Origin of the sequence: Delftia sp. K82 (assembly GCF_002193035.1) — a bacterium.
GTDB classification, from domain to species: domain Bacteria; phylum Pseudomonadota; class Gammaproteobacteria; order Burkholderiales; family Burkholderiaceae_C; genus Comamonas; species Comamonas acidovorans.
In genome coordinates, this window is sequence record NZ_MYFL01000003.1 from 221,807 (window position 1) to 236,750 (window position 14,944).

The window sequence follows — 14,944 nt, forward strand, 5'->3', positions numbered from 1 at the left end:
GTGAAAATCCAACCGCCTTCAGCCTAGAGATGAAGGCGGCGCAAGAAGAGCGGATTCAGTGAAGCGACGCTGCCCGGTTCCGCGCAGGGCAGCGCATCAAGACCGTGCGGCCTGTCGGGGGCCGATGTTCAGCCGTGCTGCGTCACGCTCGCGCAGGCGCGTGGCCGTGGCGGGCCAGGCCTTGCCGGCCGGCACGCGCGTCTCGCCCGCATCACGTGCCGTGAGGCGCAAGCAAAGGCGGAGGTGGCTGTGGCGGTAAGCGGCGGTCTGCAGCATGGCGGCCGATGTTAGGCCGTCTGCAACATCGCACTGGTCCGGTGCGGTATCCGGCAGATCAGCCGGCAATCAACCAGCAATCAGCCAGAGTCACGCGATGTGTCCGTGCGCTCGGCCGCACGCTCTGCATAGCGGGTGAAACGCCAGGAGTCGCCCTCTGCCGTGATCCTGCGCCAGACCATCCGCTTTTGTGCCGGCTCCATCGCGGTCCACAGCTGCACTTCATCAAAGCTGCGGCCGCAGCCCTTGCATCTTTCGTCGCCCTGGCTGGTGGAGCAGATGGCGATGCAGGGCGTATCGGGCGTGGTGTCGTACCAGGCCAGCCAGGCCGCCATGGCGTGCGAGGGAAAGCCCTCAACCTGTACTTCGCTCTCATGCCAGAAGATCATCAGCGCGTACACCTCGGCCAGGGCCCGTACTTCGGGCTGCAGCAGCACGCCGTCCGGGGACGGATGGCGCTCGCGCCAGTAGTTGATGGCGGCTTCGATGTCGGTGATGTGCAGTGCGGTCATGGACGGTCAGGGGCAAGGGACAGCGATGATAAGACGCATGCCCGCGCACGGCCGGGCATGGCTGCAACACTCCGTTGGTTTAAGGGTTGCTATGGATAGTGAAGCATTTGAGGTAGGCAGATAAATGACCCGGGGGATGCGCGACTTGTGCTTTCCGTGGAAATGAAGGGTTTTTTCACTTGCGTGCCGTGGCGGCTTTGTGTTGCAATCCACAGGTTCGAAGGGGAGTAGCTCTCTGCCGGCGTGGGTGGTTTTTGCAAAGCCACGGTGCCGGCATCGGAATGGTCGTCAATACGAAGCGCAAGCTTCCGGCCTTCCGGGTCGCGGTGCATACCGCAGCCGAGCAAGACCTTTGATGGACCTGATGACGGTCGATCAATGTGTTCTCCCCTGAGCCAGGCATGTCCTTGCCCGGGTAGGCGCTGCGGCGTTGCATCGGTCTTTCTGTGCCGGTGGGTGTTTCTCCAGGAGGGAGGAGTTCTCGCCGGCCTTACTCAACAGCGAGGACCTTATGGACTTGGACTTTCTGACTCACGCCCCGTTCTGGGTGGCCCTGGGCCAAATCATCATCATCGACATCCTGCTGGGCGGCGACAACGCGGTCGTGATCGCGCTGGCCTGCCGCAAGCTGCCGCCCGAGCAACGCAAGAAGGGCATCATCTGGGGCACGGCGGGTGCCATCATCCTGCGCGTCATCCTGATCGCCTTCGCGATGACATTGCTGGCGCTGCCCTTCCTGAAGTTCGTCGGCGCACTGCTGCTGGTGTGGATCGGCATCAAGCTGATTGCCCCTGATGAAGACGGCCACGACAACATCCAGGGCAGCGACAAGCTGCTGGCTGCCATCAAGACCATCATCGTTGCCGACCTGGTGATGAGCGTGGACAACGTGATCGCCATCGCCGGCGCCGCCCAGAGCTCGGGCGAGCACCAGATGCTGCTGGTCGTGCTGGGCCTGTTGATCTCCATCCCCATCATCGTCTGGGGCTCGCAGCTCGTGATCAAGCTGATGGAGCGCTTCCCCATCATCATCGTGGCCGGCGGCATGCTGCTGGGCTGGATTGCCGGCGGCATGCTGGTCACCGATCCCGTCTTCGCCAATACGGAGAAGTGGGACTGGATGGTCAAGCTGCCCCAGACCGACATGCTCAAGTACGGTGCCAGCGTGTTCGGAGCCCTGCTGGTGCTGGCCCTGGGCAAGTACATCGCTTCGCGCCGTCCTGCTCCCAAGGCCGGTGCCCACGGAGCCTGATCCGCTGAAAAGTTGAGGTGGGCGCCGGGTTGGCCCGATGGGCCGCCCGCGCCGATTCGCGACAATCCATGGCAAGGGCGGCCCCGGCCGCCTGCCTCTCCCACTCCCGCAAACCCAGTTCGACAAGGACTTGCTTTGAACCCCATCATCGTCTACGTGGATGACGCTTCCTACGCCCTGCCTCTGGTACAGGCCCTGGCCGCCTCGCCGCAGGCCCAGGCCTCGCACTGGCTGCTGGTGGCCTGCGCACCGCGCATTACCCACCGGGTCAGCAAATGGGTGAGCCACAGCGCGCGCGAAAGCTGGCGCGGCAAGTGGGCGGACAAGCTGTTCGCCCAATTGCTGCCGGTGTTCGGTGACAGCGCTGGCAGGATCACGCCGGTGCTGGCCAAGGGCCCGCTGGCTGAACTGGTGGCCCAGCTCCAGCAGGAGCACGGCACGGCCCAGATCGTCGATGCACGCCGCCCCAAGCAGGAAGCCACGGCTCCCGCCGTGGCGCCTGCAGCCCCGCTGGGCCGGCGCTGGAATCTTCCGGGAACGCTGGCGGCCATCGGCGCGCTGATGGGCCTGGTGTTCGAGGAAGCGATGATCTAAAGGCTGGCGTCTGCCTGGCCGCTCTGGTCAGGCGATCACTTTCAGGACGGCATCCCGAAAAACGGGATGCCGTTTTTCATGGGGTTCTCCGGTCCACGGTTTCCAGTGCGCCGCCTCAACCTGGATCTGCCGGCTGCTGCTATGCTGCCCGCATGAAAATCCTGATCAAATGGCTGCTCAGCGCCGGTGCTCTGCTGGTCGTGGCATATCTCTACGGTGGCGTGCAGGTCAACAGCTTCAGCTCGGCCATGATCGCGGCGCTGGTCATCGGCCTGCTCAATGCGGTGCTGCGCCCCATCCTCGTGGTGCTGACGCTGCCCGTGACCATCGTGACGGTCGGGCTGTTTCTCTTCGTGGTCAACGGACTGATGTTCTGGGCAGCCTCGGGCCTGCTCAGCGGCTTTCACGTCGCGGGCTTCTGGGCGGCCATGCTGGGCGCGCTCATCTACTCGCTGCTGGGCCTGGCCATCGAATCACTTCTCGCGCGCCTGTTCCCTTAGCAGCTCCTCCACGGCACGCAGCCGCGTGTCCACGATGGAGGCTTCGATGAAATCCACCTTGGGCCCGCCCTTGCGGGCCAGGTCCTGCGCGGCCTTGAAACGGTCCACCGCCGCCGCGTAGTCGTAGTGCGCGACCTGGGCCTCGGCCTCGGCGCGCAGCGCGCGCAACTCCTGGCCCTGGGCGCGTTGCACCTGGGCCAGCAACTGCCAGGCGCTGGCATCACGCGGGTGGTCCGTCACCCAGGTCTGCAGCGGGCCCGCCATGCTGGCGGCGCCTTGCTCGCGCAGCAGGATCTGTGTGCGCATCAGCAATTCCGGCCTGCGCACGGCGCGGTTTTCGACCACATTGACGGTGGCCAGGCTGGGGCCGCTCTCCGTTGTCTTGGCGGGGGTGGATTCCGTGGGATTGGCCTGGGCAGGCGCAGCTGCCGGCAGGTAGAGCGGTGGCAACGCCTGCAACGCGGCGCCGGGCTTGCCGGCCGTCAGCTCCAGTTCGGCCTGCAGCAGCTTGGCCTGCCGCTGGGCGCCGGCATCTGCGGCGGTTGCCACTTGAAGCCGCCCGGACATTTCCCGCGCCTCGGCCCAATCGCGCAATTGCACGGCGCTCAGCGTGGCGGCATACAGCTGTGCCACCTGCTGGGTTGGGGACTGGGTGCCAAAGCTGGTGGAACGCGGCTGCTCGGCCCACTGGCGCAGCACATCCACGCCGGGGCGCGACAGCACGCGGGCCCGTGCGGCCATCATCACGTGTTCCAGGGATGGTGCTGGCGCAGGCGCAACGCCACGCGGCAGGCGCGAATGCATGTCGGCCATGCGTTCCGTGGTCAGCGGATGGCTGCGCAGATAGGGCCAGCTGCCGTTGTCATTCAGGCGGTTGGCCTGCTGCAGCTTGTCGAACATGGTCACAAAGCCCTGTGGCGCGAACCCTGCAGGCGCCATCAGCCCGTAGCCCATGCGGTCGGCCTCGCGCTCCATGTCGCGCGAAAAATTCAGCTGGTTCTGCACGGCCAGTGCCTGGCCGCCCATCATCATGGCCATGGCGGCATCGGGGCTGCGGCTGGCAGCCAGCGCGCCCAGAATCATCGATCCGATCATCAGCGGCGTCTGCTTGCCCTGCTGGGCAATGAGCCGCGCAATGTGGCGCTGCGTGACGTGGCTCAGCTCATGCGCCAGCACCGACGCCAGCTCGTCGCGCGTGCTGACCACTCCGATCAGTCCCAGGTGCACTCCCAGATAGCCGCCGGGCAGCGCAAAGGCGTTGACCGAGCGGTCCCGCCCCAGCAGGATCTCCCAGGCAAAGCGCTCTTCCAACTCGTCCGACAGCTCGCCACGCGTGCGCGCCGCATCGACCAGGTGCTGCCAGATGCCCTCGACATATTCCTGAAGAACGGCGTCGTCTATGTAGTCAGGATCGCGGTACAGCGAGCGGATGATGCGATCCCCCAGACGCCGCTCGTCACTGGTCGTCGTGGCCGCGCCATCACCCAGTGTGGGCAGGCGCAATTGGGCCTGTGCCGGTGTATGCGTTGCGATGGTGAGAGAGGCCGCCAGCAACTGCAGGCCGACGGCGATACGTGTCTTCAGGCGTGATGGGCGCATGGGCAGGTAGGAGGCCAGAAGGCCGGGCCCTGCACCTTGATGCCGGGCGGTGGAACACCCCACTATGATGCCTCGGTTCGCCGAACGTTCATGGCAGGACTGACCAGCATGTCAGGACTGCTGTAAGCCGGCCCGTGCATTTTTTGGAGTTGCCATGTCTTCCCTCACCCATTTCGACGCCCAGGGCCAGGCCCACATGGTCGATGTCGGCGCCAAGCCGGCAACCCACCGCATCGCGGTCGCCGAAGGCCGCATCACCATGCAGCCCGAAACCCTGGCCATCATCCAGGGCGGCACCGCCAAGAAGGGCGACGTGCTGGGCATCGCGCGCATCGCCGGCATCATGGCCGCCAAGAAGACCAGTGACCTGATACCGCTGTGCCATCCGCTTGCGCTGACGCGGGTGGCCGTGGACTTCGAATTGCTGCCCGATGCCTCGACCGTGCGCTGCATGGCCACCGTGGAAACGGTGGGCCCCACGGGCGTGGAGATGGAGGCGCTGACGGCGGTCCAGGTTGCCCTGCTCACGGTCTATGACATGTGCAAGGCGGTGGACAAGGGTATGGTGATGGAGGGAGTGAGGGTGGTGGAGAAGCGGGGGGGCAAGTCGGATTCATCCCGGCAATGATTGGTATGCGTTGATGCCGTTGGTACGGGTTTGTGTGCCAATTTTATTTGGCCGCGGATGCAACCTTATTGAAATAGGGATTCAGAGATGATAAAGTTTTTTCAGACCAAACATGTAAAGATGTTTGGTAAGGATTTGGCGGGCTTCATCATGGGGGAGCTCAATTCTTCCCAGATGAAGAAAGATGCTAAGTTCATGGAGAAAGCACAAAAGACCTTGGTCAAAACGGACAGATTGGTGCAGAAGTTCAAGCTGGAAAATAAGCTGAATTTTTATCAACGCAGCCAGCTTGCAAATAGTTTCTTATGGCATCTGCGTGATGAAGGCTGTCCGGATGAATATGCCCGCCAGTTGACGGAGTGGCTGGTAATGCAGATGCAATGATCTGATCTGGATTGAATATGAAGAAGATTTTGGGATTTTTTCTTGGGAGATCTGGAAATAAAGAGATCATGGGCCCAGTTGGTTTGGGTAACATAGAGTTGTCTCGGAATTTCAAGGTGCAGGCAAACCAAGCTGTCGCACATGGGTGCTGGGACGAGGCCACGCAGCTCTATGAAAAAGCCATTTCGGCCAATCCAGCAGATGCATCTTTGTTGGTCGGTTTGGGATTCAGCCATTTGGAGGCCGTAAGACCCAAGGAGGCATTGGCGACCTTGTCACAGGCGCTACGTTTATTACCGAGCAGCCAGGACGCCTGGTTCTTGGCAGGACGTGCGCAAATTGCCCTGGGCCTTGAAGAGGATGCTGCGAAAAGTTGGCGAAGATTGCTTGAAATCAATCCGAATTTTTTGCCAGTCTATCCCGATATTTTGCAGCTGCTTCTGCGTTTGGGATGTTATCAAGAGGCCATAGAGACTACCTTGAAGGCTGTAGAGCGTGCGCCGGACTGTTTCGAGTATCAGTTGTACCATGCCAATCTCTTGTTCCATGCGCATCAGAGTGAAGCCGCCATTCCATACTATTTTCGGGCTCTGAAGATTAATCCCGGATCTCCAGATGTTCTTGCCAATCTGGGAGTTGCTTGCCGTCAAAGCGGTGATCTGGAAAGTGCATTGGATTATTCGCGTCAAGCCATAGATTTTAATTCCAATGCACCGGATTTCTTTAGTAACTATTTATTTCTTTTGCAATCTGCGTCAAATATCAGTGTTCAGGATAAGTTTCTTGAGCATAGGCGCTATGCGGAGGTTTTTGAGGAGCCCTACAAGAAATTTTGGACTTCCCATAATAATCGGCGCGATCCATTAAAGATCTTGCGAATAGGGTATGTTTCGGGCGATTTCTGCGATCATGCCTTGCGATTTTTTATTGATCCAGTATTGAAAAATCACGATCATGGCGACTTTGAGATTCATTGCTACTATACCAATAGTATAGATGATGAATATACAAAGAGACTGCGATCGTACGCAGATCGTTGGGTGGATTGCTGGAGTTGGAGCGATGACCAGCTATTCAGTGATATTCAGGAGCAACAAATAGATATCCTGGTGGATCTTTCAGGGCATACGGCGCACAATCGTTTGCCCGTATTCGCGAGAAAGCCTGCTCCTGTACAGATGACATGGCTGGGATATCAGTCAACTACAGGCTTGACTGCGATCGACTGGCGCATTACAGACCATAGCCTGGATCCGGTAGGCATGACAGAGCGATTCAACAGCGAATGCCTTCTGAGACTGCCTGCTGCAGGTGTTTTTGCGATGGATGACGGCGCTCCTGTATTTCGTGAGCTTCCATGCCTCGCTGGTAAGCAATTTACTTTCGGCTGTTTGCACAATCCTTCCAAAGTTACGATGGAGGTCCTGGATACTTGGGCCGAAATCCTTTTGCGAGCACCGGCCACAGTTTTGCTGATGGGAAATTCCACATCCCTATATGCAGAAAAAGTGCGTCAACGTATGGACCTAAAAGGTGTGAGTGCCGATCGACTGATATTTGTAGAACGCTTATCCTTGCAAGGATATCTTGGGCTGCATGAACGTATCGATTTGATGCTCGATACCTTTCCATACAATGGAGGGACCACTACTTTACATGCCGTAGGCATGGGTTTGCCGACCATAGTGCTTAGCAGCGAAAGCGCGATATCACGTGTGGGAGAATCCATAATGCATGGGTATGGCTTGTCTGAATTCTGCTGTCTTGATATTGAAGAATATGTGATCCAGGCTGTGGGCTGGAGCCGCAGGTGTAAGGAGTTGGCGAATTTGCGTAAGATATTGCCGGAAAGAGTGGCTCGGCAGAATGCACAACTGGCGCTTGAATTCACGAAAAGTCTGGAAAAAGCTTGGCGAGATATTTGGGAAGAGTGGTGCGAAAAATCTGGAGACGAACACTAATTCCATTTTATTTGAAATGATGTATTGACCCAGTAAAAACCTGCACAGGTCTTAAACTGAGAAGAATGAGACCTGAGCATGAAGAATGACGAAGAGATCAAACGCTGGACAGCCAAGCGCAAGAGCGCGCTGGTGATGGACATCATCCAGGGCAAGACGATGGTCGCCGAGGCCAGCCGAACACACGATCTTATGCCCTCGGAGATCGAGAACTGGGTCGACGACGCCAAGCGCGTGCGGGTCAAGCCTGAAGATGTGCGTGAGCGATATGAACGCCAACTGCGCAAGCTCCAAGAAGCCTACGTGGAGGCCATGCTGGAGCTGCGTGTCCGAAAAAAGCTACAAGCCTTGCTGGACGAGGGCGGGAAGTGATCCTGCACGTGCAGCAAGGCCTGGCGGATGAGGTTATTGCGGTCAGCCTGAGTCAACTGTGCCGGTGGTTCGAGATACCGCAGTGAACGGTGTACTACAAGCCCGTCAAGGTAGTACCCAAGGTCGATGAGAGGTTCTCGGAGCCGATCAAGGCGTTGATCGAGGAGTCGCCTGCCTTCGGCTACCGGACGGTGGCCCACCTGCTGGGCTTTAACAAGAACACCGTCCAGCGCATCTTCCAGATCAAAGGCTGGCAGGTCCGCAAACGGGCTATTGGGATGCGGCCGAGGATCCAGGCATTGCCGTCGGTGACAAGGCCCCCAATGAGGCTGGTCGACCGATGTGTGCCGGATCTGGGCCGGTCACGATGGCTAGGCCGCGCTGGCCCTGGTCATCGATTGCCATACCCGTGAACTGTTGGGCTGGCACCTATCGCGCAGCGGCAAGGCGAGCACTGCGTCGAGCGCGCTGGAGCAAGCCTTGATTGCACGGTTCGGTACGCTGGGGCGGGCGCCACAGCCGTTGCTCCTGAGATCAGACAATGGTCTGGTGTTTAACAGCCAGGACTACACAGCCTTTGGTGAGGAGTTACGGGCTGCGCCAGGAGTTCATCACGCCGCACTGTCCACAACAAAACGGCATGGTCGAGCGTGTCATCCGCACGCTCAAGGAGCAATGCGCTCACCGGTACCGGTTCGAGACACTGCAGCGCGCCAGTCGTGTCATCGGTGATTGGATAGGCTTCTACAACAACCGCCGGCCCCACCAGGCGCTGGCGATGAAGACCCGCGCTGAAGCATTCGCATTAGCTGCCTGACCTGTGCAGGTTCTGCTGGGTCAATACATGTCTTGCACTTTCCGATCGTTGCCGTGCTCATACTGCCGGTTGACGCCCATGTACTGAGTGTTGGTGTGATCTTGTAAAAAGCGCTAGCGAAACACTTCACCACTATGGTGATAGGACAAACTATTTGTTGGAGGTCTCAGAGGAATCTGACTTGGTAGATCCTTGAGATATTTTATTTATTTTATATTGAATTAAAAAGGCAATGTGCGAAGCACATTGCCTTTTTTAAGCTGCTGAATTAAATTCGATATTCGAAATTAACGGCACTCTGCAGGAGTGTACTTGGCATTGATGGTGCCAGCAACGCCCACACCCTGCGAAGCGGCAGCGCGGCAATTCCAGCTGATGGAACCGCTGGTCGGAATGTTCGAGGAGGTTGAGGTTCCACCAGTGAATGCCGTGCCGCCCACCTTAGGACCGTCGATAGGGTTCAAGATGAGAGTGCCGGCGCCGGCAATGCCCTGTGCATAAGTGATCGTGATGTAGCCAGCACCTTCGTTGATTTCGACCTTTTCGACATTGTTCGTCTTGTTGGGTGCAATCCAGCCGGCTCCGTAAGGTTTGCCGTTTGCTGCATTCTCAGCGACTGCCACCTTGGCAGCGGAAGCCAAGGACAAGCCTTCAGTAACCTTTGCGCGAGTCGTGTAATCCTGGTACGCCGGCAGCGCCACGGCTGCCAAAATGCCGATGATCGCCACAACGATCATCAATTCGATCAAGGTAAAACCTTGCTGGATGGAACGCTTCATGAACTTCTCCTCATAGGGGGTTGATTGCATGCTCTGTAGAGCAAGAGCCGTGCCAGTCGCGCCTTGAGGCCAAGGTTCGCGCATGTGTATTGTTTGGTTGCAAATTACACGGCTGGTCGACATTCTCTGACAAATCGATCCAATTTTGCGTGACATTTTTGTCAAGGATGGTGAGCTTGCCAACGAAGCAACAGCGAACCTTGTCAGTGGATCAAGAGGGTCCCTCACGCCACCAGGAACTGCATCTGCGTGCCTGCCAGTTCCACCGTGTCGCCATGTTGCAGCGGCATGGCGCGGCGGCCGATTTCCTGGCCGTTGAGCTTGAGGCTGGGGGAGTCGCCTTCCAGCTGGGCCAGCACGAAGCCGTGGTGCTTTTGGGTGATGGAGGCGACGGCCACGCCGGGCTTGCCCAGCGTGGTGACGACTTTGACCAGTGGTACTTCGCGGCCGGCGGCGTTGCCGTTGAGCATGCGGATGGCGGCCTGGCGTGTGGCCAGGCCGGCCATCGAAGGCGGCAGGGTGTGGTCAAAACCTGAGGGGGTCTGGGTGCTGAACTGCGATGGAAGGTCTTCCGCCAAGGGGGCTGGGCGGGTTGCCTCCACTGCTGCGGCAATGGCCGCCAGTGCCGAGCGCGAGGAGGCGCTGACCTGCTGCTGCACGAAGCGGATCTTGTACTTGCCGATGTCCAGCAGGTCGCCGTGGTTCAGGGTCTGGCGCAGTATGGGCTGGCCGTTGACATAGGTGCCGTTGGTGCTGCGCAGGTCTTCGATGATGACGGTGCCGTCGACGATGCTGAGGACGGCGTGCTCGCCACTGACGGCGAGGTTGTCGATCACGATGTCGTTGTAGGGGCGGCGTCCCAGCGTGGTGCGCTCCTTGGCCAGCTGCACTTCCTTGATGACGGCGCCGTCGATGGAGATGACCAGGGTCGGCATGCTCAAAGTTCCTTTGTTATGCCCGGCTTGCACCATCCACTGGGCGATCCGGAGCTGGGGTGTATCTAAATATTATGTCTGCGGCCTGCGCGCGCCGAGGTCTGCCATCGTATTTGATACAGACTATGGATTGTCTTTTCCTGATTGTTGTATTTGCAATCATTTTTAACAATTGGAACCTGCGAGGGCGGTGCAGGCAAGCGCGTCCATCGGTTGGGATCTGCCGTCGATCGCTGTGTGAGGCTCAATCGAGGGAAGTGCTGGCTGTGGGGGACGGGCTGGCCTGTATCTCGATCAGCGCCGCGCTGATGTTGTCGTTTCCGCCGGCTTCATTGGCGGCGGCGAGCAGCGAGGTCAGCAAGACGGGCAGCGGGCTGGATTGGGTGAACAGGGCGGCGATGGCTTGGTCATCGAGCATGTCGGTGAGGCCGTCGGAGCACAGCAGGATGCGGTCGCCGGGTTGCAGCGGCCACTCATTGAAATCGGGCGTGACGTCCGGCGTGACGCCCAGGGCCTGGGTGAGCAGGTGGCCCAGGCCGGATTGCCGGGCTTCGTGGTCCTGGATGCGGCCTGCGTCGATTTCTTCCTGTAGCCAGGTGTGGTCCCGGGTCAGGCGCAGCAGTTGACCCTCGCGCCAGCCGTAGGCCCGCGAGTCGCCAAGGTGGGCGAGCATCAGCAGACCTGGCAGCAGGGCTGCGGCAATGATGGTGGTGCCCATGCCGCGGCAGCCCGGTGTTTCCCGGGCGGCCGTAAGAATGGCGGCGTTGGCCAGGTTCAAGGCATTGGCCAGTGACTGCTGCAATTCCTGGCGGGCTTGCGGAGTGTTGGCTGCCGGCGCCTCGGTGGCCACGCTTTGCAGTGCCACTGAGACCAGGCTGATGGCCATGGCGCTGGCGACTTCGCCGGCGTTGTAGCCGCCCATGCCATCGGCCAGCACCGCAATGGGCCAGGGCTGGGCGCTGGGGTGGATAGTGACCGCATCCTCGTTGTTGTCACGGCGCCGGCCCACATCGGTGCGCGCAACCATGGCGCAGTGTTGCGCAGGGACTGCCTGTCGGCAGGGCTGGTCCGGGGTCTTGGGTGCGCTGGGCATGGTGGCGAAGGGCGGGCGCGGCGGTGTTGCCATCAGTCCCTGTGTGCAGATGCAATGGTGAAGCCGGTGCACAGCGTAAATGAAAACAGTGCCCCCAAGTGCCAAGAATGGGCCGGCGTAGCGGCTCGTCAGCTTGACGCCACATCAAGAACGGATCCTCACAAAGCAAAAACGCACTGCCGAGGCAGTGCGTTGTGGAGGTGGCGAGGGGCCGCCTGCGGCAGTATCAGGCCTGTGCCGCGTGCTTGGCGCCGGAGCGCGACTGCAGGAGCTTGCCAATGCCGACGACCAGCACGGCACCGGCGGCAGCCGCCACGTAGTGCAGCCAGGGATGGCTGATGGCGTAGTCGTGCAGCAGGCGGTCGTTGACGATGGTTTCTCCGCCGACCCAGCCGATCAGGGCAGCGCCCAGCGTGATGATGACGGGGAAGCGCTCCATGAGCTTGATCATCAGCGTGGAGCCGAAGATCACCAGCGGGATGCTGATGGCCAGGCCCAGGATCAGCAGGACCATGTTGCCCTGCGCCGTGGCGGCCACGGCGATCACGTTGTCCAGGCTCATCACCAGGTCGGCGATCAGGATGGTGCGGATGGCGACCATCATGCTGCCGTGTCCCTTGGATTCGCCTTCATCATCTTCTTCGCCGGTCAGCAGTTGCAGGCCGATCCACAGCAGCAGGCAGCCGCCCACGATCTGCAGGAAGGACAGCTCCAGCAGCTTGGCCGCGACCACGGTCAGGATGATCCGCAGCACCACGGCGGCGCCGGAGCCGAACATGACGGCTTTCTTTTGCTGTGCGGGGGGCAGCGAGCGTGCTGCGAGGGCGATGACGACGGCGTTGTCGCCAGACAGAATGATGTTGATCCAGACGATCTTCAACAGGCCGATCCAGAAATCGGCGCTTTGCAGGTATTCCATGGTTTCTCCACTGTTATGAGTTGAAAAGCGCCAGGGCGGTGGCCTCTGGCGCTTTTTCTTTTTTGGAGTCGTCAGTGTAGGGCGGACTTGCCGCCTTACCGATTCGTAATTCTGCGTAATTTTTTCCTGGGGCGAACCCCAGGATGTCGCGCAGAACCGGTGCCGCTTAGATAAGGCCCTTGAGCAGGCGACCCATTTCGGAAGGATTGCGGGTGATGACGAAACCGCACTCTTCCATGATGGCCAGCTTGGCGTCGGCCGTGTCGGCACCGCCGGAGATCAGCGCGCCGGCGTGGCCCATGCGCTTGCCGGGAGGGGCGGTGACACCAGCGATGAAGCCGACGATCGGCTTCTTCATGTTGTCCTTGCACCAGCGGGCAGCTTCGGCTTCGTCGGGACCGCCGATTTCGCCGATCATGATGACGGCGTCGGTGTCGGGATCGTCGTTGAAGGCCTTCATCACGTCGATGTGCTTGAGACCGTTGATCGGGTCACCGCCGATGCCCACGGCCGACGACTGGCCAATGCCCAGTTCGGTCAGCTGTGCCACGGCTTCATAGGTCAGCGTGCCGGAGCGGCTGACCACGCCGATGCGGCCCTTCTTGTGGATGTGGCCGGGCATGATGCCGATCTTGATCTCGTCGGGCGTGATCAGGCCGGGGCAGTTGGGGCCCAGCAGCAGGGTGCGCTTGCCGCCTGCGGCTTCCTTGGCGCGCATCTTGTTGCGCACTTCCAGCATGTCACGGACGGGGATGCCTTCGGTGATGCAGATGGCCAGGTCCAGGTCTGCTTCCACGGCTTCCCAGATCGCGGCGGCAGCGCCTGCGGGGGGAACGTAGATCACGGAGACCGTGGCGCCCGTGCCTTGCGCGGCTTCCTTGACGGAGGCGTAGATTGGCACGTCGAAGATCTTTTCGCCGGCCTTCTTGGGGTTCACACCGGCCACGAAGCAGTTCTTGCCGTTCGCGTATTCAATGCACTTTTCAGTGTGGAACTGGCCCGTCTTGCCCGTGATGCCTTGGGTGATGACCTTGGTGTCTTTGTTGATGTAGATCGACATGGTGTTTTCTCCGGGCCTGCTTACTTGACGGCTTCGACGATCTTGGTGGCCGCTTCGGCCATCGTGTCGGCGCTGATGATGGGCAGGCCGGACTCGGCCAGCATCTTCTTGCCCAGTTCTTCGTTCGTGCCCTTCATGCGCACGACCAGGGGCACTTGCAGGTTCACGGCCTTGCAGGCAGTGATCACGCCGGTGGCGATGGTGTCGCACTTCATGATGCCGCCGAAGATGTTGACCAGAATGCCTTCGACCTTGGGGTTCTTGAGCATGATCTTGAAGGCTTCGGTGACCTTCTCGGGGGTGGCGCCGCCGCCCACGTCCAGGAAGTTGGCCGGCTCGCCGCCGAACAGCTTGATGGTGTCCATGGTGGCCATGGCCAGACCTGCACCGTTGACCAGGCAGCCGATGTTGCCGTCCAGCGAGATGTAGGCCAGATCGAACTTGGAGGCTTCGACTTCAGCGGGATCTTCTTCGTCCAGGTCGCGCAGGGCCACGATTTCGGGCAGGCGGAACAGGGCGTTGGCGTCGAAGTTGAACTTCGCGTCCAGGGCAACCACGTTGCCCTTGCTGTCACGGTTCAGCGGGTTGATCTCGACCAGCGAGGCATCCGTGTCCATGTAGCACTTGTAGAGCTTCTGGCAGATGTCGATGAACTGGGCGGTGGAGTCGGCAGGCATGCCGATGCCCTTGGCCAGTTCTTCGCCTTGGGCCTGGGTCAGGCCGACCAGGGGATCAACGAAGATGGTGATGATCTTCTCGGGAGTGGAGTGGGCCACTTCCTCGATGTCCATGCCGCCTTCGCTGGAAGCGATGAAGGCCACCTTCTGCGTGCCGCGATCGGTCACGCACGACAGGTAGTATTCCTTCTGGATGTCGGCGCCGTCTTCGATGTACAGGCGGCGGACCTTCTGGCCTTCGGGGCCGGTCTGGTGCGTGACCAGCTGCATGCCCAGGATCTGGCCAGCCAGTGCCTTGACGTCGTCAATGCTCTTGGCAACCTTCACGCCGCCGCCCTTGCCGCGACCACCAGCGTGGATCTGGGCCTTCACGACCCACACGGGGCCGCCAAGCTTCTGGGCGGCCTCGACGGCCTCTTGCACTGTGAACGCAGGGATACCGCGAGGTACAGGCACACCAAACTGACGCAAGATGTCCTTGCCTTGGTATTCATGAATCTTCATGATGTCTCTCTCAAACAAATAGGGGGGGATTGACCCGGTAGCCCTGGGGTGCTGCCTCAAGGCGGAGTGACCTGGCAATCGC

Annotated in this window: 17 protein-coding genes; 8 read left to right on the top strand and 9 right to left on the bottom strand. The window is 60.2% G+C overall.

The features are described 5' to 3' along the window. Nucleotides 1-96 precede the first annotated feature (96 nt). Together KDK82_RS17840 and KDK82_RS17845 are read right to left on the bottom strand one after the other, a co-directional pair. Nucleotides 97-231 (bottom strand): hypothetical protein, encoded by a 135-nt coding sequence (locus tag KDK82_RS17840; RefSeq protein WP_256974509.1) that lies wholly within the window; start codon nucleotides 229-231, stop codon nucleotides 97-99. 125 nt (nucleotides 232-356) lie between these two features. Next, on the bottom strand, nucleotides 357-788 hold the full coding sequence (locus KDK82_RS17845) for a DUF3717 domain-containing protein (RefSeq protein ID WP_012202788.1): 432 nt from the start codon (nucleotides 786-788) through the stop codon (nucleotides 357-359). 511 nt (nucleotides 789-1,299) lie between these two features. Between KDK82_RS17845 and KDK82_RS17850 the strand changes: the two genes are divergently transcribed. From KDK82_RS17850 to KDK82_RS17860, 3 genes are all read left to right on the top strand, one after another. Beyond that, nucleotides 1,300-2,040, top strand: a complete 741-nt coding sequence (locus tag KDK82_RS17850; RefSeq protein WP_012202789.1) for a TerC family protein — start codon at nucleotides 1,300-1,302, stop codon at nucleotides 2,038-2,040. A 135-nt stretch (nucleotides 2,041-2,175) separates the two neighbouring features. Next, a complete protein-coding gene (locus KDK82_RS17855; protein ID WP_013804594.1) occupies nucleotides 2,176-2,634 on the top strand; it encodes a hypothetical protein in 459 nt (152 codons plus the stop codon). Nucleotides 2,635-2,786: 152 nt separating this feature from the next. Next, nucleotides 2,787-3,134 carry a phage holin family protein gene (locus KDK82_RS17860; protein ID WP_012202791.1) on the top strand — a complete coding sequence of 116 codons (348 nt, stop codon included), beginning with the start codon at nucleotides 2,787-2,789 and terminating at the stop codon, nucleotides 3,132-3,134. On the opposite strand, the gene KDK82_RS17865 is transcribed toward KDK82_RS17860, so the two are convergent. Beyond that, on the bottom strand, nucleotides 3,108-4,733 hold the full coding sequence (locus tag KDK82_RS17865) for a M48 family metalloprotease (protein ID WP_088165792.1): 1,626 nt from the start codon (nucleotides 4,731-4,733) through the stop codon (nucleotides 3,108-3,110). The two genes, KDK82_RS17860 and KDK82_RS17865, sit on opposite strands and share 27 nt — an antisense overlap. A gap of 154 nt (nucleotides 4,734-4,887) precedes the next feature. On the opposite strand from KDK82_RS17865, the gene moaC reads away from it, so the two are divergent. From moaC to KDK82_RS33225, 5 genes are all read left to right on the top strand, one after another. After that, nucleotides 4,888-5,361 (top strand): cyclic pyranopterin monophosphate synthase MoaC, encoded by a 474-nt coding sequence (moaC, locus tag KDK82_RS17870; RefSeq protein WP_088165793.1) that lies wholly within the window; start codon nucleotides 4,888-4,890, stop codon nucleotides 5,359-5,361. Nucleotides 5,362-5,448: 87 nt separating this feature from the next. Then, nucleotides 5,449-5,745 (top strand): hypothetical protein, encoded by a 297-nt coding sequence (locus KDK82_RS17875; RefSeq protein WP_256974510.1) that lies wholly within the window; start codon nucleotides 5,449-5,451, stop codon nucleotides 5,743-5,745. A 17-nt stretch (nucleotides 5,746-5,762) separates the two neighbouring features. Beyond that, entirely contained in the window at nucleotides 5,763-7,706 is a 1,944-nt protein-coding gene (locus tag KDK82_RS17880) for a tetratricopeptide repeat protein (RefSeq protein ID WP_088165794.1), read from the top strand. Nucleotides 7,707-7,778: 72 nt separating this feature from the next. Continuing rightward, nucleotides 7,779-8,078, top strand: coding sequence for a transposase (locus tag KDK82_RS17885; RefSeq protein WP_088165795.1), 300 nt, complete (start codon nucleotides 7,779-7,781; stop codon nucleotides 8,076-8,078). Nucleotides 8,079-8,495: 417 nt separating this feature from the next. Then, nucleotides 8,496-8,810: a hypothetical protein gene (locus KDK82_RS33225; RefSeq protein WP_256974511.1), complete on the top strand. Its 315-nt coding sequence runs from the start codon at nucleotides 8,496-8,498 to the stop codon at nucleotides 8,808-8,810. 372 nt (nucleotides 8,811-9,182) lie between these two features. Here KDK82_RS33225 and KDK82_RS17895 read toward each other — a convergent pair whose 3' ends face one another. The 6 genes from KDK82_RS17895 to sucC form a co-directional block, all read right to left on the bottom strand. Continuing rightward, nucleotides 9,183-9,674 carry a pilin gene (locus tag KDK82_RS17895; RefSeq protein ID WP_088166325.1) on the bottom strand — a complete coding sequence of 164 codons (492 nt, stop codon included), beginning with the start codon at nucleotides 9,672-9,674 and terminating at the stop codon, nucleotides 9,183-9,185. 224 nt (nucleotides 9,675-9,898) lie between these two features. After that, a complete protein-coding gene (locus KDK82_RS17900) occupies nucleotides 9,899-10,609 on the bottom strand; it encodes an FHA domain-containing protein (RefSeq protein ID WP_013804584.1) in 711 nt (236 codons plus the stop codon). A 244-nt stretch (nucleotides 10,610-10,853) separates the two neighbouring features. After that, on the bottom strand, nucleotides 10,854-11,636 hold the full coding sequence (locus tag KDK82_RS17905; protein WP_088165796.1) for a PP2C family serine/threonine-protein phosphatase: 783 nt from the start codon (nucleotides 11,634-11,636) through the stop codon (nucleotides 10,854-10,856). Nucleotides 11,637-11,928: 292 nt separating this feature from the next. Beyond that, nucleotides 11,929-12,621, bottom strand: a complete 693-nt coding sequence (locus tag KDK82_RS17910; protein WP_013804582.1) for a TerC family protein — start codon at nucleotides 12,619-12,621, stop codon at nucleotides 11,929-11,931. Nucleotides 12,622-12,787: 166 nt separating this feature from the next. After that, nucleotides 12,788-13,681, bottom strand: a complete 894-nt coding sequence (gene sucD / locus KDK82_RS17915; RefSeq protein ID WP_012202800.1) for a succinate--CoA ligase subunit alpha — start codon at nucleotides 13,679-13,681, stop codon at nucleotides 12,788-12,790. 20 nt (nucleotides 13,682-13,701) lie between these two features. Next, the gene (sucC, locus tag KDK82_RS17920) at nucleotides 13,702-14,862 is read right to left on the bottom strand and encodes an ADP-forming succinate--CoA ligase subunit beta (RefSeq protein WP_012202801.1); all 1,161 of its coding nucleotides are present in this window, start codon (nucleotides 14,860-14,862) and stop codon (nucleotides 13,702-13,704) included. Between the last annotated feature and the right edge of the window lie 82 nt (nucleotides 14,863-14,944).